We start from the raw sequence: 14,848 nt of genomic DNA, 5'->3' as shown, positions 1-14,848 counted from the left end.
GAGTTCAAAGGCTAAATCAGTGGGTCGACAGTTCCGTCTGGAACTCCTCGATCGAGCGCTCGAAGATGTCGAAGATATCGTTGATCTGGCTCTGCGTGGTGATCATCGGCGGGCACAGCGCCAGCGAATCGCCGATGGCCCGGGCTATCAGTCCGTTATTCTGCAGGATGGCAAACAGCTTCGGCCCGAGCATGCCGGGCGCAAAGCCTTCTCGGGGCGCAAGCTCCAGCGCACCGATCAGGCCGGCGCCACGGGCTTCGATTGCCAGTGGGTGTTCGGCCAGGCCCTTGAGGCGCGAAAGGAAGTTGCCGCTGAGATCGCGGACGTTGCCGACCAGATCGCGCTCCTCGATGATCGCCAGGTTTTCCAGCGCCACCGCCGCAGCGACGGGATGACCTGCGGCCGTCACGCCATGACCGAAGGTGCCGATGACCTTGGATTCGTCGGCGATCGGCTGGTAGACCCGGTCGTTGATCAGCAATGCCGAGATAGGCAGGTAAGATGAGGAGAGCTGCTTCGACAGCGTCATGATGTCGGGGCGCATATCGTATGTGATCGATCCGAACATGTTGCCGGTACGTCCGAAACCGCAGATCACCTCGTCGGCGATCAGCAGGATATCGTGCTTGGCGAGCACAGCCTGAATGGCGCTCCAGTAGCCTTCCGGCGGCACGATGACGCCGCCGGCGCCCATCAGCGGTTCGCCGATGAACGCTGCAATCGTTTCCGGCCCTTCGGCCATGATGATTTCTTCGAGCTCTGCGGCCAGCCGCGCCGAGAAGGCCAGCTCGCTTTCGCCAGGCTTGGCAAAGACGCGGTGGTGCGGGCAACCCGTATGCAGGATACCCGGCATCGGCAGGTCGAACGAGCGATGGTTGTTCGGCAGGCCCGTCAGGCTGGCGCTCGCAAGCGTTACGCCGTGATAGCCTTTGACGCGGGAGATGATCTTCTTCTTGGCGGGAAGGCCCAGCGCATTGGCGCGATAGCGGATCATCTTGACGACGGTATCGTTGGCTTCCGAGCCTGAATTCGTGAAGTACGCCTTCGACATCGGCACAGGCGCCATGCCGATCAGCTTTTCGGCCAGATCGACGGAAGGTGCGTGGCTCTTCTGCGTGAAGGTGTGATAGTAGGGCAGCTTCTCCATCTGCCGGGCCGCAGCCTCGACAAGTCGCTTTTCGCCAAAGCCGACACCGACGCACCAGAGGCCGGACATGCCTTCGATGTATTTCTTGCCCTCGTTGTCGTAGACATAGATGCCTTCGCCGCGCTCGATGACCAGTGGCCCTTCCGCCTCGTTCTTCCGCGCGTTCGTATAGGAATGCATGTGGTAGGCGGCATCGCGCGCCTCGACGGAATTGGCTTTATATGTCACGAGCGTCTCCTTGAATCATCCTCTGTCTACAGTGCAGCAGCGCGCCTTGTTGTCAACGACAGCATCGCTCGGGCAAGCGATTGGGCGGATTTCTTGACGCAGACCTGCCACTCGGCCGCGAACGACTTTTCGACATTTAATAAGGCTCCCTTGCAGTCACGAATTAGTGAACAAGTGTGACCTTGCATCGGAACCTTTGTTCCAACGGCGGGTTACAGACCCTGTGATACTCAGCCGAAATCGGCTCGATATACGCATAGGGAGTTCAAACATGTCCAAGATGCTTTCTATCGCCGGCCTCGGCCTGGCTCTCGCCGGCAGCATTCTCGTCGGCTCGGCGACCATTGCAAGCGCCCAGAACCTCGACATCCAGGTTGGCCCGAACGGCATACGTCCGGTCATCCGTGACCAGGACCGCGACCGCGGCCCACGCGGCGAGTGCAGCCCCCGCGAAGCCATGGCCGCTGCGCGCGACGAAGGATACCGTCATCCGCGCATCGTCCGCGTCACCGATCGCCGCGTGGTGGTCGAAGGCATGACGGAAGAGGGTCTCGACCGCATCACCTTCGCCAACCGCCCCGGTTGCCCGGAAACCTGATCGAAAAATATACGCAACCGCTTCAGCCCCGCTTTCACGAGCGGGGCTTTTCATTGCGGTGAAGGCGCTCCTGCCAAGGGTGCTGGAGGTTATCGAGCGCCTGTGCAACAAGCGTTTCGCTGACGGGACGAGTGGGCTGGATAGAGACGTTCATGCGTTTGCTTTTGAAATTTTTGCGTGTCGTCGCAATCCTGGCCGGTGTGGTCGTTGCTTGCGGCATACTCGGCGTGCTCGTACCCCACCCACCTGCCCGAGATGTCGCCGACGCATCCAGAAACCATCGCATACTGATCCTCAGCAACCCTATCCACACCGATATCGCCATTCCAGTCGATGACGAACTTCGCAGGGAGTTCGACTTCCTGCCATCCGCGGGTCTCGATTTTAAACTCGATGGTGTGCGCTATGTCATCTTCGGATGGGGCGGGCGGGCGTTCTACACGGAGACGCCGACATGGTCGGAGCTGAAGACCATTCCAGTGCTGAAAAGCCTGACCCTTGATCGCTCCGTCATGCATGTGGAACTCGGCGGAGAAATTCCGGTGGGCAGCCCCTATGCCATGACGGTCAATCTCGATGACGCCGGCATGGCAGAGCTGCGCAAGGCGGTACGTCGGAGCTTTGCTGAAAGCGCCGGCGCCCCTTCCGTTTTGAATGGCTTCGCCTACGGTCCCTACGACGCGTTTTACGAGGCCAACGGGTATTTCAATGTGATTGCGGGCTGCAATACATGGACTGCGGCCATGCTGCGGCGCGCGGGTCTCACCACGGGATGGTGGACGCCCATGCCCTTCATGCTGCGGCTGGCGCTCCGGCTTCACAACGGTGCCGACAGCCTGCCTGCCGTGTCGTCCTAGAACTCGGACTTAGGCAGGCCATCGGTGCCGGCTCTCGTCATATGGCGGGCTTGGCCTTATAGTCGCCGGATGAGGATTCTCCTGGTCGAAGACAATCGCGAACTCGCATCCTGGCTCGGCAAGGCGCTGAGACAGGCGCATTATGCCGTCGACATCGTCCATGATGGCGAAGATGCCGAGCATTCGCTAAAAGTTGCCTTTTACGCCGCCGTCGTTCTCGATCTTTCATTGCCGAAGCTCGATGGTTTGACGCTGCTCAAGCGCCTGCGGCAGGGCGGCAACAAGGTGCCCGTCATTATCCTGACGGCGAACGCAAGCCTCGACGGTCGCGTTGCCGGATTGGATAGCGGCGCTGACGACTACCTCGCAAAGCCCTTTGAGATGCCGGAGCTCGAGGCCCGCATCCGCGCGCTGGTGCGCCGCGGTCACGACCGGGCAGCACCCGAGATTGTCGTCGGAGATCTGTTCTTCGACGGCGGGACGCGACAGTTCAAGCTGGCGGGCGATCTCCTTGCACTGACGCCGCGCGAACACTCCGTTCTGGAGCATCTTGTGATGCGGGTCGGCGTGACAGTCAGCAAGGACCGCTTGTCGGAAAGCGTCTTCGGGTTTGACGACGCTGCCGATCCGAGCGCCATCGAGATCTATGTGCATCGCGTCCGCAAGAAGCTGGAGGGCAGCAGCGTCCAGATCGCCACCCTGCGCGGCCTCGGCTATATGTTGCGCCATGCGGAGTGAGGGCGACACCGGCTTCCTTGCAAGGCCAACCCGAGTATTCGCAAGATTGCGCGACAGTCTGCGCGTCCAGCTGCTGACCTGGGTACTGCTGACGCTCGCCGGCGTCATCTGCGTCAATCTCTATCTGAGCTACAAGTCGGCGGAGGCTACGGCCGATCTCGTCACCGATCACACGCTGCTTGCCGCGACGCGGGTGATCGCCGAGGCGATGCGGGTCGATGCATCAGGCACGGTCGAAGCCAACATCCCGCCGGCAGCCCTCGAGATGTTCGATACCGGTTTCGGCGACCGGGTGTTCTATCAGGTCATCACCGCCTGGGGCGGCCTTGTGGCCGGCCTGCCGGACCTGCCTCAGCCGAAGGCCCCGCAACTGGCCGAGGACGGCGTCTTCCGCGGTGATCCGGTGCGGGCCATGACGCTGATCCACCCGATCGTCGGTCTCGGCGAGGACGGGACTATTTCTGTGACGGTGGCCGTCACCCATAACAGCCAATACGCCATGCGCCGCCGCCTTTGGCTTTCGGATTTCACCAAGCAGCTGGTGCTGGTGGTGATCGCCAGCCTGGTAACCATCATCGGCCTGCAGCGGGGGCTGGCGCCGGTGCTCAGGCTGCGCGATGCAGTCAGGGAACGCGGTCGCAATCGGCTAGATCCGCTGTCGCCCGATATGGTGCAGAGCGAGCTGCAACCCCTCGTCCATGCGCTCAACGACCATATGGAGCGGGTACAGAACCAGATGGCGGCCCAGCGCCGGTTTGTCTCCAATGCCGCGCACCAGCTGCGCACGCCGTTGGCGCTGATCTCGACGCAGGCAAGCGTCGCTGCGCGTGAGGGCGACCAGACGAAGCGCGACGAGGCGCTGCAGGCGTTGCGTTTGAGCACCCGACAGGTAACGCGCCTTGCCAGCCAGCTGCTGACGCTGTCGCGCGCCGAGCCCGGCAGTCGACGTCCGCGCAGCGATGTCATCGATCTCGCCGCCACCGCTCGTCAGGTGCTGGAAAGCCAGGCGGAAGAAGCGCTGCGCCGTCACATCGATCTGGGCCTGGAGGCCGAAGGGCCCGTGCATGTCGAGGGCGACGGCACGATGCTGCGCGAGATGCTGGTCAACCTGGTCGACAATGCGTTGCGTTACGGCTGTCGCGAGGGTGGCGTCGTCACCGTTTGCGTGCAGCGCGATGGTGCGACGGCGATCCTGACGGTCGAAGACGATGGTCCGGGCATCGCGGAATCGGAGCGTGGGCCGGTGTTCGAAAGGTTCTACAGGGTGATGGGCACGGAATCCGAAGGAAGCGGTCTCGGTCTGGCCATCGTGCGCGAGGTCGTTGACGGCGCTGGCGGCACGGTCGAACTCAGCGAGGCTTCGGCGGGTGGTCTGTTGGTCACCATTCGCCTGCCGCTGGCAGTCGTCCTGCCATAGAAGAGGCCGGGTTGGAGCCCGGCCCTTTCTGGATCGATATGAAGATCGTATGCCTATTGGGCATCCATATGTTGCTGTGGCCGCCACTTGGCCAGTCGGTTCTCGACCATCGTCATGATGAACTCGGCAATCAGTGTGACGAACATGACGAGGATGATAGCAGCAAACATGCCGGCGGCATCGAAGGTGCCCTTGGCAATCGAGATCAACTGGCCGATGCCGTAGCGTGCACCCACGAATTCGCCGACGATGGCACCGATGATCGCGAAGCCGAACGACACATGCAGGCTGGCGAAGATCCAGCTCATCGCCGATGGCACGATCACTTCCCGTGTTACCTGCCAGTCGGAGGCGCCGAGGATGCGGGCATTGGCAATCATGTTGCGGTCGGCTTCACGCACGCCCTGGAAGGCGTTGGCGAAAACTACGAAAAACACCATGATGAATGCGAGCGCTACCTTCGACGCAAGGCCGAGGCCCATGATCATGATGAAGATCGGGGCAAGCACGACGCGCGGAATAGAGTTGATCGCCTTGATATAGACCGAGAAGATGTCGGCCAGGAACCGGTTGCGGCCAAGGCCGACGCCGACGAGGACGCCGGTGATCGAGCCTGCGAAGAAGCCGATCAGGGCTTCCTCCATGGTGACCCAGAGATTGTACCAGAGCGAACCTTCCGTCGTGCCCTCGGTCGCCCATTCGTAGAGGCGTGAGGCGATAGAGCTCGGACTGGAATAGAAGAACGGGTCGATTATGTTGAAACGTGACGTCAGTTCCCAGAGCGCGATCGTTATGACGAGAATGGCGATCTGCCAGAAGAGGACAAGCTGCTTGCGCCGGGCGATTAGCTTCAGCGCTGCTGCTTCGATCTCGGCATCCGACGTGCCGGCGCGGAAAATCGGCGCGATGCCGGTTTCGAGTGTGGTGATTGACATGATCCGATCCTCCCTCAGGCTGCTTCGCTGGCGCGGCGATAGCTGGTCTCGACCTCCTGGCGGAGATCCTCCCAGATGGTCTTGCAGTAATCGATGAAGCTCTGCTCGTAGCGGATTTCCGAGACGACGCGCGGACGCGGCAGATCGATCTTGTAGACCGACTTGACCGTCGCCGGTCCTGCTGTCAGCACGTAGACCTTGTCGGCCAGCGCCACGGCCTCCTCGAGATCGTGGGTGACGAAGACGACGGACGCCTTGCGCTCGGCCCAAAGCTTCAGCAGTTCTTCATGCATGACGGTGCGTGTCTGCACGTCGAGCGCCGAGAAGGGCTCGTCCATCAACAGGATTTCCGGCTCGTTGATGAAGGTCTGGGCGAGCGAGACGCGCTTGCGCATGCCGCCTGAAAGCTGGTGGGGATAATGGTGGAGGAAGCGGGTGAGACCGACGCGTGCCAGCCAGTCCTTGGCGGTGCTCTCGGCTTCCGCCTTCGACTTGCCGCGAAACAGCGGCCCGGCCATGACGTTGTCTATGACGTTCTTCCACGGAAACAGCGCATCCGTCTGGAAGACGAAGCCGACGCGCGGATCGATGCCGTCGACCGGACCGCCCATCAGGCGGACTTCGCCGGCGCTCGGCTTGTTAAGGCCGGTTACGAGATTGAGGGTCGTTGACTTTCCGCAGCCTGTCGGGCCGACGACGGCGACGAATTCGCCGCGTTCCACGGTCATGTTGAAATCGCGAAGTGCCGTCAGCGACTTGCCGGTCGGCGAGACGAAGCGCAGGCTGACATTGATCAGCTCGATCGCCGGTCCCTGGGCGTTATCCTGTTGCATTTTCATACCTGGTGCGTGCCTGTCTAGGGGCGTGCACGCCTTGCCCCGGACGATCGATGGACCGCTTCCGATGTCTGCCGGAAGCGGGCAGAAGCGCTTACTTGACGTTCTTGACGTATTCCGTCGTGTACGTCTTCGACAGGTCGATCTGCTTGCCCTTGACGTTCTTCGAGAACTCCGAGAGCACGGTGAGGACTGTCTTCGGACCATCTTCCGGCATCACGCCATCAGGCGTGAACATGCCCTTGCCGGCCTCGAGCGCCTTGATGTAGCCGTCCTTGTCGCCGACGTAAAAATCCTTTGGCATCTTGTCTGCGATCTCGGCTGCAGAATGGGTGTTGATGAAACGCAGCGTCTTGACGAAGGCGTTAGCCAGCTTCTGGGCCTCTTCCTTGTGGCTGTCGATCCAGGCATTCTCCATATAGAACGAGGCTGCCGGATAGGTGCCGCCCAGTGCGGCGCGAGTCGATTCGACGGTACGCATGTCGACAAGGATCTTCGCCTCGTCTGTCTTCAGCATGCGCGAAATTGTCGGCTCGGTGGTCATGCCGGCCTGGATCTGGTCCTGCTGCATCGCGGCGATAAATGTGCCGCCAGCGCCGACAGGAATGGTGACAACGTCGCCCGGCTTCAGGCCTGCCTTGGATGCCATGTACAGCGTCAGGAAATTGGTCGACGAGCCGAGGCCGGTGACGCCGAGGTTCTTGCCCTTGAAATCGGCTGGCGACTTGATTTCGGGATGCTTGGTTGAAACGAGTTCGACTTCGCCGGGCGCCTGGCTGAACTGCACGAGGGATTCCACGAACTTGCCCTTCGCCTGCAGGTCGACGCAATGGTCGTAGAACCCGACCACGCCCTGCACTGCGCCGGCCAGCAGCTGGTTCTCGGCGTCGACGCCGGCCGCTTCGTTCAGCAGCTCCACGTCAAGGCCTTCGTCCTTGAAGTAGCCGAGTGCTTCCGTCAGCTTGGCCGGCAGGTAGATCTGCTTTTCGAAACCGCCGACCATGATGGTGATCTTGTCAGCAGCCTTTGCAGCGGTGGTTGCGCCGAGCGATGCAGCGGCCATAATGGCGGAAAGGGCGACGCAATGAAAAAATGCGTTGGAACGCATGGGATATCTCCTCCTGTTGTTGGCACCGTTCTCAGCCCTTGTCGGGCATGGGCTCCTCCACGATGCGTCTGCAACTTAGCGCTCCAACCTTTCATTCCGCTTTCAGTGGAAAACTTACGCGACACATCCCGCAATCTTTACTCGCGATGCCTCCGCGAAAGCGCTAGACGGAGTATATTGCTGACGACCGAAGAGGGACAAACATGAAAATTGCGCTTGCAGCCCTGGCCCTGCTTTGCCTCGCATCCCCCGCGCTGGCGATATCGCGCTACATCTCCACAGACCGTACCTGCGGCGACGTGCAGCAGATTATTGCCAGGGAAAAGGCAGTCCTGCTGCGCTATTTTTCGCGCCGCGGCAACATACAGGTCTATGATCGCTACGTAACAGACAGCGCCAAATGCGACTTCGGATCCTATGCCGCCAGCGCCTATGTTCCGACCAGCGACAATCCCAGCTGCCCGGTTCGAAACTGCCGCTCATCCTCGGCTATCCAGCCCCGATAGGCGCTGCGCTCGCTGATCAAAATATATGCGGTTTGTGAAATTTGCATACAGAGCGCGTTTTTTACGCAGCAGGTGTCGTTTTTCGAACAAATTTGGCATATATCGTACCGCAGCGTTTTCCTGAGCATTCCAAGTGGCTGAATGTTAGGGTTGTCATCGCCTTTTGATCCAGGAGACTGTGCAGTGACTGCAAAAGTACCAAACCCAATCGACATTTACGTCGGCTCACGAGTTCGTATGCGACGCCTGATGCTGGGTATGAGCCAGGAGCGGCTTGCCGACCAGATCGGCGTTACATTCCAGCAGGTCCAGAAATACGAAAAAGGCACCAACCGCATCGGTGCCAGCAGGCTGCAGACGATTGCCGGCGTTTTGGCGATCCAGGTAAGCTTCTTCTTCCAGCAGGATAATTCCCAGTCCATCACGACAGATGGCATCGGGCACTTGAACGGCCTCGACGACCTCTCCGAATTCCTGACCTCGAAAGAGGGACTGGGATTGAACAAGGCTTTTATGAAAATCGGTGACGCCGGCATTCGCCAGTCAATCCTGACGCTCGTGACATCCCTTGCCGACGCATCCGAAGCCGCACCGGCAGCAGTCGCTGTGACGACAGAAGCTCCCATTACACTGCACCATTGAACGCACGGTCGTTTGACCGCTGATCTGATCCAGAACGCGCGCCCTATGAAATCAGGGCGTGCTTTTTTTTGATAACACCACATGCCTCTACGGGCGTATTGGCGAGTCTCTCATCTATAAATTCCTTTTAAAGTTGTAACTAAAAATGAGCCGCACCCAAACGCTGTGTCACGGCTGTTGTCACGCGCCAATGTCCAGTGTCTGCGCTATAGAAACCGCGGAATGCGAACAACTTCGGCAGCGCATGTGGGGCAGCAATGACAACGATACTTCCTAATGAAAACAGAGAGATCGATTCCGACACCCTAAAGGAACTGGCATCGATTGCGCGGCTCATCACCTATGCCCGCGAGAGCGCCAAGGGAATGAATGCCGAGTTTCCAGTTTGGTGCCTGGATCTGGCGCTTGGCGCCGTGCTGCAGGAAATGTATGCGGCCCGCGATCCGCAGTCCCTGATGGGCGAAATGGACGACGACGTCTGCGCCATGGCGCAGCGACACTGATCCGTCCGCATAGCTTCCTCAAGGGCGTGGCAGCGCGCCCTTGAGGAAGACTTCGAAACAACAGCGCAGATGTTCGTTTCTCGCCTCGCGGCTCGGCCAGTGGTCTAGATTGCCCGGCATGGGAGCCAGCGCTCCCATCACCATGCTGAGCAGCATACGGGCCCCGCTTTCGGTATTCCGGATGCTGATTCGCCCGCGTTCGTTTTGTATCTGCAGCCATTCCGCAAGGAGGGTTCGCGATTGCTGCAGGCCGTGTTTGTGCAGCAGCCCGCCGATTTCCGGAAACCTCTCCGCCTCTCCCACGATAAAGTGAATGAACGCCTGGCGATCCCTGTCGACCTCCTCATCGATGTCGATCATGAAGATTTGCTCAAGCGTTTCCATCAGCGGCAGTGTCTCTGTCTCGTCGCGTGGAAGTGCCACCATCGATGCGCGATGAAGGTCGATCATCGCCATGAAAAGCTCTGTCTTGCTGGAAAAAAGCTTGTAGAGTGTCTGCTTGGAGACTTTGCAGCGCATTGCGACCAGATCCATTGTCGTACCGGCGTAACCCATCTGGTGGAAGGTGCTGCGAGCCTCGGCAATGATCATCCTGCGCCGTGTGTCGTCGCTTGCAGTCTGCGGACGGCCACGCGGGCGGCGGACAGCTTCTGCAGCAACCGTTCCTTGAGTCTGATTTTTCATTGACAAACTCCGGGAGCAATTGACATTAACGGCTACAGATATATTTGCCATACCGTGTCGTACTGTAAATAACAGGACTGGAAACCGCAACGTGCAAAACTCCGCCTCCTCTTCGCATGTGTCGCAACGCTCGTCTGCTCCGACGGCCCGGAGCCGGAGCGCCTCGATTGGCAGGGTAGTTGCGCTCGCTGCGGCGGGCCTTGGTATGGCCCTGTTGGTTGCCGGTTGCAACGAGCAGAAGTCCGGACAGAACAACGCGCCGGCGGTGAAGCCCGAGGTTTCCGCCATAGTGCTGCACCCGCAATCCGTCGCGATTACGGCGGAACTGCCGGGAAGAACCTCCGCCTACCTGACGGCAGACGTCCGCCCGCAGGTCGGCGGCATCATTCGTAGCCGAAATTTCAAGGAAGGCAGCGAAGTCAAGCAGGGCGATATCCTGTACGAGATCGACCCCAGGCCTTATCAGGCATCCTACGACAGCGCCGTGGCGGCGCTTCAGAAGGCGCAGGGTGCACTTCCCAGCGCGCAGGCGAAGGTCGATCGCTACAAGGGTCTGAGCCAGCAGAATGCTGTCAGCCAGCAGGATTTCGACGACGCCAACTCGACACTGTTGCAGGCGAAGGCAGACGTCGCGTCCGCCCAGGCTTCACTTGAAACCGCCCGCATCAATCTCGACTACACGAAGATCCGCGCTCCGATCGACGGTCGCGTCGATGCATCCACCGTTACCGTCGGCGCGCTCGTGACCGCCGATCAGACGACAGCGCTGACGACGATCAACAAGCTCGATCCGATGAATGTCGATGTGACTCAGTCGAGCACCAACCTGTTGAAATTCCGCCGTGCTGTCGATGAAGGCCGCCTCAAGACCAGCGGTGACAATGTCGCCGTGCACCTGACGCTGGAAGACGGCTCCACCTACAAGGAAACGGGCAAGTTTCAGTTTGCCAACGCAACAGTGGCTGAAACCGTCGGTACGATCAGCGTCCGGGTTATCTTCCCCAACCCGGACCGCACTCTTCTGCCCGGCATGTACGTGCGGGCGAACATCGAAGAGGGTGTGGCTCCGAACAGCTTCCTCGTTCCGCAGCGCGCCGTGGCTCGCAACACCAAAGGCGAACCGACAGCAATGTTCGTGACGCCCGAAGGCAAGGTCCAGGCCCGGACGCTGGTCGTCCAGCGCAGCTATGGCAACAGCTGGCTTGTCAGCGAAGGCCTGAAGGACGGCGATCGGGTGATCATCGAAGGCGGTCAGCGCGTCAAGGATGGGCAGGACGTCAACGTTTCGATGGTGACCATCGACGACGCGACCGGCAACATCAAGCAGGCTTCCGCTGACCCGAAAAAGTCGACGGATCAGGCTAGCCTCGTAAATACCGACAAGGGTGCCGCCAGCGGCATCGCGGAGTAAGCTGCACGATGTCACGTTTCTTCATCGACCGCCCCATCTTCGCGTGGGTCATCGCCATCGTCGTCATGCTCGCGGGCGCACTTGCGATCACGACACTGTCGATTTCGCAGTATCCGCAGATCGCCCCGACGACAGTGCGCATCACGGCCAACTACACCGGTGCCGATGCGTCGACGGTCGAAAACTCGGTGACCAAGGTCATCGAGCAGGGCATGACAGGTATCGATAACCTGGACTACATGACCTCGACGTCGACCTCGACCGGGCAGACCTCGATTTCGCTGACGTTCACCAATGCCGCCGATCCTGATACCGCACAGGTTCAGGTGCAGAACAAGCTGTCGCTCGTCCAGTCGCAGCTGCCCAATTCCGTTACCAGCACCGGTATTACCGTCTCGAAATCCACCTCCAACTTCCTGATGGTCATCGGCTTCGTGTCGATGGACGACAAGCTTAATGCCAACGATCTCGCCGATTATGTCGACAGCACTCTGAACGATACGATCAAGCGTGTAGAGGGCGTTGGCGACACGACGCTGTTCGGTTCTAACTACGCCATGCGCATCTGGGTCGATCCGGACAAGCTGGCCAAGTACCAGTTGATGGTCAGCGACGTCTCGACCGCCATCGAAGCCCAGAACAGCCAGGTCGCCGCTGGCCAGCTGGGTGCGTTGCCGCAGCGCAAGGGCCAGGAACTGAACGCAACTGTAACGGCCAAGAGCCGCCTGCAGACACCGCAGCAGTTCGAAAACATCATTCTGAAAAGCCTTCCGAACGGTTCGCTTGTCCGCATCAACGACGTGGCGCGCGTTGAACTCGGCGCAAAGAGCTACGCAAGCTCGAGCACCTATAACGGCCATCCGTCTGCCGGTCTTGCTATCCAGCTTGCAGCCGGGGCGAATGCTATCAGCACGGCTGAAGCCGTCGAGTCGACCATCAACGCCCTGAAGCAGACGCTGCCGGCCAATGTCGAGGTCGTCTATCCCTACGACACGACGCCTTTCGTACGGCTGTCGATCGAAGACGTGGTCAAGACGCTGATCGAGGCCATCGTCCTCGTGTTCATCGTGATGTTCGTGTTCCTGCAGAACCTGCGGGCAACCTTGATCCCGACGCTTGCTGTACCGGTTGTGCTGCTCGGAACCTTCGGCATCCTGTCGCTGTTCGGCTACTCGATCAACAACTTGACCATGTTCGGGATGGTGCTGGCAATCGGCCTGCTCGTCGACGATGCCATCGTGGTGGTTGAAAACGTCGAGCGCGTGATGGAAGAGGAAGATCTTTCCCCACGCGATGCGACGATCAAGTCGATGGGCGAAATCACCGGCGCGCTTGTCGGTATCGCGACTGTGCTATCGGCTGTGTTCATCCCGATGGCGTTCTTCGCGGGCTCGGTCGGCGTCATCTACCGCCAGTTCTCCGTGACCATCGTGTCGGCCATGATCCTCTCGGTCATCGTCGCGCTTATCCTGACGCCGGCACTTTGCGCCACTCTGTTGCGCAAGCCGAAGCACGGTTCGAAGACCAAGGGCGTATTTGGCTGGTTTAACCGCAATTTCGATCGCGGCAGCCATGCCTATCAGCGCGGCGTCGGCGGCATTATCCGGCGCAGCTGGGTCGGCCTCGTCGTATTCGTGCTGATCGTCGTCGGTGTCGGCTTTCTGTTCACGCGTCTGCCGAGCTCGTTCCTGCCGGACGAAGACCAGGGCATTCTGATCACCAGCGTCACCTTGCCACCGGGAGCCACCGATGCCCGCGCTAAGGAAGTGCTGGGACAGGTGCGCGATTATTATCTGAATACCGAGAAAGACTATGTGGACGGCGTCTTTGCCGTCGCCGGCTTCGGCTTCGGTGGCCAAGGGCAGAACATCGGTCTCGCCTTCATCAAGCTGAAGGATTTCGCGTCCCGCACGACGCCGCAATCCAAGGCACAGGCAATTGCTGGTCGCGCCATGGGGGCGTTTTCGAAAATCAAGGACGGTAGCGTCTTCGCGTTGGCGCCACCGGCTATTCCTGGCTTCGGTTCTTCCAGCGGGTTTGACTTCTACCTCCAAGACGTCAACGGCCAGGGCCATGAGAAGCTGATGGCGGCCCGCAACCAGCTGCTCGGCATGGCGTCCAAAAGCCCGCTCTTGGTCGGTACCCGACCGAACGGCCAAGAGGATCAGCCGCAGTATCAGGTGGAGATCGACCAGGAAAAGGCGAGCGCACTGGATATCTCGCTAGCCGACATCGACACCACGCTGGCAACCGCCTGGGGCGGCAGCTATGTCAACGACTTCATCGACAGGGGCCGCGTCAAGCAGGTCTATGTCCAGGCCGATGCGGATTTCCGGATGCAGCCTGAGGATTTCGATCGCTGGTATGTTCGAAATTCCGAAGGCTCCATGGTGCCGTTCTCAGCCTTTGCCACGGGAAGCTGGAGCTTCGGTTCTCCTCGTCTCGAGCGATACAACGGCTCTTCCGCAGTCGAGATCCAAGGTGCTGCAGCTCCGGGGGTCAGCTCCGGTGATGCGATGAACGAAGTCAACAAGCTGGTGTCCCAGCTGCCACCTGGCTTCCGTCTGGAATGGACAGGATTGTCCGAGCAGGAAGAGTTGTCAGGCAGCCAGGCGAGCAAGCTCTACGCCATCTCGATCCTCGTGGTCTTCCTGGCGCTTGCAGCCTTGTACGAGAGCTGGTCGATCCCGCTCGCTGTCATGCTGTCGGTGCCGGTCGGCATCTTCGGGGCCCTTCTGGCGGCGACCCTCTTCGGTCAGTCGAATGACGTGTACTTCAAGGTCGGCCTGCTGACGACGATCGGCCTGGCCGCCAAAAACGCCATTCTGATCGTCGAATTCGCGCTGGAGCAGCAGAAGAATGGCAAGAGCCTGATCGACGGAACGCTCGAAGCCTCGCGGCAACGCTTGCGACCGATCCTGATGACGTCTCTGGCTTTTATTCTCGGCGTCATGCCGCTTGCCATCGCGAGTGGCGCAGGTTCCGGAAGCCAGAATTCGATCGGTATCGGCGTCATGGGCGGCATGCTTGCCGCCACCATCCTCGGCGTATTCTTCATTCCGTTGCTGTTCGTTACGACACGGCGGATCTTCAAGGGCAAGAAGCCTGAAGAGGATGTCGCAGCACCGGACGTGAAGCCGGAAGCGACCCACTAAAACGAGACTGAAAGCACAGCCCGGGAGCCGTCAAAAGACCGCTCCCGGGCTGTAGCGATTCTGGGAGGAAGTCGCTATGACAG

At 60.0% G+C, this 14,848-nt stretch carries 14 protein-coding genes; 9 read left to right on the top strand and 5 right to left on the bottom strand.

The window, feature by feature from the left end; translation table 11 throughout:
* Positions 1 to 16: 16 nt before the first annotated feature.
* Positions 17 to 1,375, bottom strand: a complete 1,359-nt coding sequence (locus J5278_RS29240; RefSeq protein ID WP_209185557.1) for an aspartate aminotransferase family protein — start codon at positions 1,373 to 1,375, stop codon at positions 17 to 19.
* A 271-nt stretch (positions 1,376 to 1,646) separates the two neighbouring features.
* On the opposite strand from J5278_RS29240, the gene J5278_RS29235 reads away from it, so the two are divergent.
* The 4 genes from J5278_RS29235 (at position 1,647) to J5278_RS29220 (ending at position 4,985) form a co-directional block, all read left to right on the top strand.
* The gene (locus J5278_RS29235; protein ID WP_209185556.1) at positions 1,647 to 1,973 is read left to right on the top strand and encodes a hypothetical protein; all 327 of its coding nucleotides are present in this window, start codon (positions 1,647 to 1,649) and stop codon (positions 1,971 to 1,973) included.
* A gap of 152 nt (positions 1,974 to 2,125) precedes the next feature.
* Positions 2,126 to 2,830, top strand: a complete 705-nt coding sequence (locus J5278_RS29230; RefSeq protein WP_209188069.1) for a TIGR02117 family protein — start codon at positions 2,126 to 2,128, stop codon at positions 2,828 to 2,830.
* A 69-nt stretch (positions 2,831 to 2,899) separates the two neighbouring features.
* Entirely contained in the window at positions 2,900 to 3,568 is a 669-nt protein-coding gene (locus tag J5278_RS29225) for a response regulator (RefSeq protein WP_111221015.1), read from the top strand.
* Positions 3,558 to 4,985 (top strand): sensor histidine kinase, encoded by a 1,428-nt coding sequence (locus tag J5278_RS29220; protein WP_209185554.1) that lies wholly within the window; start codon positions 3,558 to 3,560, stop codon positions 4,983 to 4,985. The genes J5278_RS29225 and J5278_RS29220 overlap by 11 nt, the downstream gene beginning before the upstream one ends.
* Before the next feature lie 53 nt (positions 4,986 to 5,038).
* Here the strand turns inward: J5278_RS29220 and J5278_RS29215 are convergent, their stop codons facing one another.
* The 3 genes from J5278_RS29215 to J5278_RS29205 form a co-directional block, all read right to left on the bottom strand.
* Complete coding sequence (locus J5278_RS29215; RefSeq protein WP_142825053.1) at positions 5,039 to 5,920, bottom strand: ABC transporter permease; 882 nt, start codon at positions 5,918 to 5,920, stop codon at positions 5,039 to 5,041.
* Positions 5,921 to 5,934: 14 nt separating this feature from the next.
* Positions 5,935 to 6,753, bottom strand: a complete 819-nt coding sequence (locus tag J5278_RS29210) for an ABC transporter ATP-binding protein (RefSeq protein ID WP_209185553.1) — start codon at positions 6,751 to 6,753, stop codon at positions 5,935 to 5,937.
* 97 nt (positions 6,754 to 6,850) lie between these two features.
* On the bottom strand, positions 6,851 to 7,864 hold the full coding sequence (locus tag J5278_RS29205; RefSeq protein WP_142825055.1) for an ABC transporter substrate-binding protein: 1,014 nt from the start codon (positions 7,862 to 7,864) through the stop codon (positions 6,851 to 6,853).
* 203 nt (positions 7,865 to 8,067) lie between these two features.
* Here J5278_RS29205 and J5278_RS29200 point away from each other — a divergent pair, with 203 nt between their 5' ends.
* The 3 genes from J5278_RS29200 (at position 8,068) to J5278_RS29190 (ending at position 9,515) form a co-directional block, all read left to right on the top strand.
* Positions 8,068 to 8,370: a hypothetical protein gene (locus J5278_RS29200; RefSeq protein WP_209185552.1), complete on the top strand. Its 303-nt coding sequence runs from the start codon at positions 8,068 to 8,070 to the stop codon at positions 8,368 to 8,370.
* A 183-nt stretch (positions 8,371 to 8,553) separates the two neighbouring features.
* Positions 8,554 to 9,012 (top strand): helix-turn-helix domain-containing protein, encoded by a 459-nt coding sequence (locus J5278_RS29195; RefSeq protein ID WP_111221020.1) that lies wholly within the window; start codon positions 8,554 to 8,556, stop codon positions 9,010 to 9,012.
* A 257-nt stretch (positions 9,013 to 9,269) separates the two neighbouring features.
* Positions 9,270 to 9,515, top strand: a complete 246-nt coding sequence (locus J5278_RS29190) for a hypothetical protein (protein WP_209185729.1) — start codon at positions 9,270 to 9,272, stop codon at positions 9,513 to 9,515.
* Between the two features lie 18 nt (positions 9,516 to 9,533).
* Here the strand turns inward: J5278_RS29190 and J5278_RS29185 are convergent, their stop codons facing one another.
* On the bottom strand, positions 9,534 to 10,199 hold the full coding sequence (locus J5278_RS29185; protein WP_209185551.1) for a TetR/AcrR family transcriptional regulator: 666 nt from the start codon (positions 10,197 to 10,199) through the stop codon (positions 9,534 to 9,536).
* A 205-nt stretch (positions 10,200 to 10,404) separates the two neighbouring features.
* On the opposite strand from J5278_RS29185, the gene J5278_RS29180 reads away from it, so the two are divergent.
* Together J5278_RS29180 and J5278_RS29175 are read left to right on the top strand one after the other, a co-directional pair.
* A complete protein-coding gene (locus J5278_RS29180) occupies positions 10,405 to 11,610 on the top strand; it encodes an efflux RND transporter periplasmic adaptor subunit (RefSeq protein WP_142825059.1) in 1,206 nt (401 codons plus the stop codon).
* An 8-nt stretch (positions 11,611 to 11,618) separates the two neighbouring features.
* The gene (locus J5278_RS29175; protein ID WP_142825060.1) at positions 11,619 to 14,765 is read left to right on the top strand and encodes an efflux RND transporter permease subunit; all 3,147 of its coding nucleotides are present in this window, start codon (positions 11,619 to 11,621) and stop codon (positions 14,763 to 14,765) included.
* The last annotated feature ends 83 nt before the right edge of the window (positions 14,766 to 14,848 follow it).

This window comes from Rhizobium sp. B21/90 (genome assembly GCF_019355815.1).
Classification (GTDB): Bacteria; Pseudomonadota; Alphaproteobacteria; order Rhizobiales; family Rhizobiaceae; genus Rhizobium; species Rhizobium rhododendri.
Note: the sequence above shows the minus strand (reverse complement) of the source record. Positions and strands in the feature narration are given on the sequence as shown.